This window comes from Roseobacter sp. GAI101 (assembly GCF_000156335.1).
GTDB lineage: Bacteria > Pseudomonadota > Alphaproteobacteria > Rhodobacterales > Rhodobacteraceae > Sulfitobacter.
This window is the reverse complement of sequence record NZ_DS999219.1, coordinates 1-2,903: the sequence shown is the minus strand read 5'-3', so window position 1 is coordinate 2,903 and position 2,903 is coordinate 1. Positions and strand designations below refer to the sequence as shown.

Genomic DNA, 2,903 nt, shown 5'->3' with positions numbered 1-2,903 from the left:
GGCTGCATTGACGGTCAAATTAAGGCAAAACTGTTTCTCGGTGGCGTGTTGTTCTACGATATAGACACACCGGTTGGCCTCCTTCGCGTCACTGTGCAGAATACAGGACTGGCCCAACCCGAAGAGGGAGGTCAGGTGGGTGTTTTTTGGGCCAAAAATGATCTCCAACTCGTCGGAAAAAAGGCTGCTAGCAATGCCTAATCAAAGCTCTCCACGCATAACCTCGCCATGGCTCCTAACGCTTCCATCCCTTTTGTTGTTTGTCGGTCTTTTGGCTGTACCGCTGTCACTACTGATAATCCTGTCATTTAACGCTTTCGAGGGAATGCAGGGAATACAGGACGTTTTTACACCCAATAACTATCTCGAAATTCTAACGGACGTCTATTTTTACGAACTTTTTGCACGTACCGCCGGAATGGCACTAGGCGTAACCATAATCTGCATCCTGCTTGGGGTGCCCGAAACAATCATTCTTGGAAGAATGCGTTCTTCCTTACAAGGGCTGTTCTTCGTGGTAATCCTTGGACCACTATTAATATCCGTGGTAGTACGAACGCTCGGATGGCAAATTCTTCTGGGCCGCCAAGGTCCATTGAATTCTATCTTAATGTGGGTGGGTGTTGTTGATGCCCCAGTTCAGTTCCTATTCTCAATGACTGGCATCGTTATTGTACTGACTCATGTTCTCCTGCCATTCATGGTGATTGCCGTTTGGAGCGCGCAGCATAAGTTGGACCCACAGGTCGAGAATGCTGCTAGGTCACTTGGAGCGGGACCGATGACTACTTTTCGGCGCGTGACACTCCCCCAGTTGATGCCAGGCATCCTTTCCGGCGGGCTTATCGTCTTCACACTGTCAGCCTCCGCCTTCGCAACCCCAGCGATCATTGGTGGTCGGCGCGTAAAAGTCGTGACTACGGCAATCTACGACGAGTTTCTCACATCACTCAATTGGCCCTTAGGAGCAGCAATCTCAATGCTTCTCCTAATAGGTATAGCGGCGATTGTCATCGGATCAAACCGGTTAATCGAACGCCGATTCAAGCAGGTTTTCACATGAGCAAAAATTCAATCGGCCGAAATGGATTTGGAGCAGTTTTGTTTCATACACTCCTGACAATTTTCATCCTTTCGCCCCTAGTTGTGGTCGTCCTTGTTTCGTTTTCGGCGACTGACTTCGTATCTATGCCATTCAATGGCGTATCTCTGCGCTGGTATCGCAAGATACTTGAGACACCAGAACTAATTGATGCCTTCTGGTTATCATTGAGCTTGGGACTACTATCTGCAACCGTAGCAACCGCAATGGCGATACCTGCCGCAATTGCCATCTCTCGCTATACCTTTGGCGGGCGAGACGCTGTGATGGCATTTCTCATGTCCCCTCTTATGATACCACATGTCGTTCTCGGAATTGCGTTCCTTAGGTTTTTCTCGATCATGGGTCTGACGGGATCGTTCATAGCAATGGTACTTATCCATGCCCTCATCGTTGTTCCGTTTTCGCTTCGATTGACACTTGCTGCGATGACAGGCTTGGATAGAGAGACCGAACAAGCGGCGAGGTCGCTTGGTGCAACTCGATGGATAACCTTTCGAAGAATTCTCTTGCCTCTGATTATGCCTGGTGTGGCTGGTGGTTGGGTAATGTGTTTCATTCAGAGCTTTGATGAAGTGACCATGACGATTTTCGTCGCGACGCCCGGCACGACTACACTTCCTGTGGCACTTTATCACCGGATTGCGTTCTCTTCGGATCCTGTAACGACATCCGTCTCCACCGTAATGATCATGGGTACACTGGTGGCAATGATTGCACTTGATCGGATCGTCGGCCTCGAGAGAGTTCTGGTTGGGAAGAAGTAACCGGAAATCTTTTATTCGATCATTTCTAATGGATCGGCGAAATTGAGAAGTTGCTACCAGCGACCAAAACTGGCGTGCCCTGTGAAAATTTTAAGCGGAACAGAAAAATGTACAAGCAACAAATGACGGTCATTGGAGGTGGTCTTCTCGGAAGTGCCATTGCATATGGTGCGGCAAGGGAAGGCCTAAACGTCCGGGTCCTCGACCAAGGGGATACCGCCCACAGAGCTTCGCGTGGAAACTTCGGGCTAATCTGGCTTCATGGAAAAGGAAATAATCACCCAGAGTACGTCCGATGGACAAAAGGCGGCCTGAAGCTTTGGCCCGAACTTCAAAAAGAGCTTTTTGATCTTACTGGCGTTGATTCTGGATTAGAGCAACTCGGAGGGTTCTGGTTCGGTTTTAGCGACAAAGAAGTGCAAGACCGTGCTGAAAAACTAGAGAGCATTAACTGCGCTGGTGGAGATGTCCCTTTCGAAATGATGGATGCGAAGCGACTGAAAGAGTTCTTCCCAGAGCTTGGTTCCGCTGTGGTGGGTGGTAGCTACTGCCCGCTCGATGGACAGGCTAATCCATTGATGCTCATGCGCGCTCTTCAAGCAGCAATGCTAATTAAGGGGATCGAAAGCGTATCGAATGTTGACGTCGCAACAATAGATCGGGGCGTAGACACTGGTACGTTTAATATCGTTGCAAAAGATGGACAGTCGTGGAAAAGCGACCGAGTTGTGCTCGCTGCCGGTCTCGGCAATGCCGCGCTTGCGTCCCAGGTGGGGCTCCATGCCGCCATCAAACCGACCCGGGGACAAGTCCTTATTACAGAGCGGATGAAACCATTCCTAGATTATCCAACAAATAAATGTCGCCAGACAAAGGAAGGTTCAGTTCAACTTGGGTCCACATCCGAACAAGTTGGTTACGACGATAGCACATCACCTGACAAGATCGAGTTTCTTGCGCGCCGAGCAGTAGACACATTCCCTATACTCGGACATGCACGGATGGTCCGCGCTTGGGGTGCACTGAGGCCGCTC

4 protein-coding genes are annotated in these 2,903 nt (G+C 49.8%); all 4 read left to right on the top strand.

Going from position 1 to position 2,903, the window contains the following annotated elements; all coding sequences use genetic code 11:
• The coding region (locus RGAI101_RS22265) for a hypothetical protein (protein WP_037230687.1) at positions 1-201 on the top strand (201 nt) is incomplete at its 5' end.
• Positions 194-1,063 (top strand): ABC transporter permease, encoded by an 870-nt coding sequence (locus tag RGAI101_RS21105; RefSeq protein ID WP_037230685.1) that lies wholly within the window; start codon positions 194-196, stop codon positions 1,061-1,063. The genes RGAI101_RS22265 and RGAI101_RS21105, both read left to right, overlap by 8 nt.
• Positions 1,060-1,869, top strand: a complete 810-nt coding sequence (locus RGAI101_RS21100; protein WP_083792138.1) for an ABC transporter permease — start codon at positions 1,060-1,062, stop codon at positions 1,867-1,869. Before RGAI101_RS21105 ends, RGAI101_RS21100 begins: the two co-directional genes overlap by 4 nt.
• Before the next feature lie 107 nt (positions 1,870-1,976).
• Positions 1,977-2,903, top strand: a 927-nt coding sequence (locus tag RGAI101_RS21095) for an NAD(P)/FAD-dependent oxidoreductase (protein ID WP_037230683.1), incomplete at its 3' end; no start/stop codon positions are given.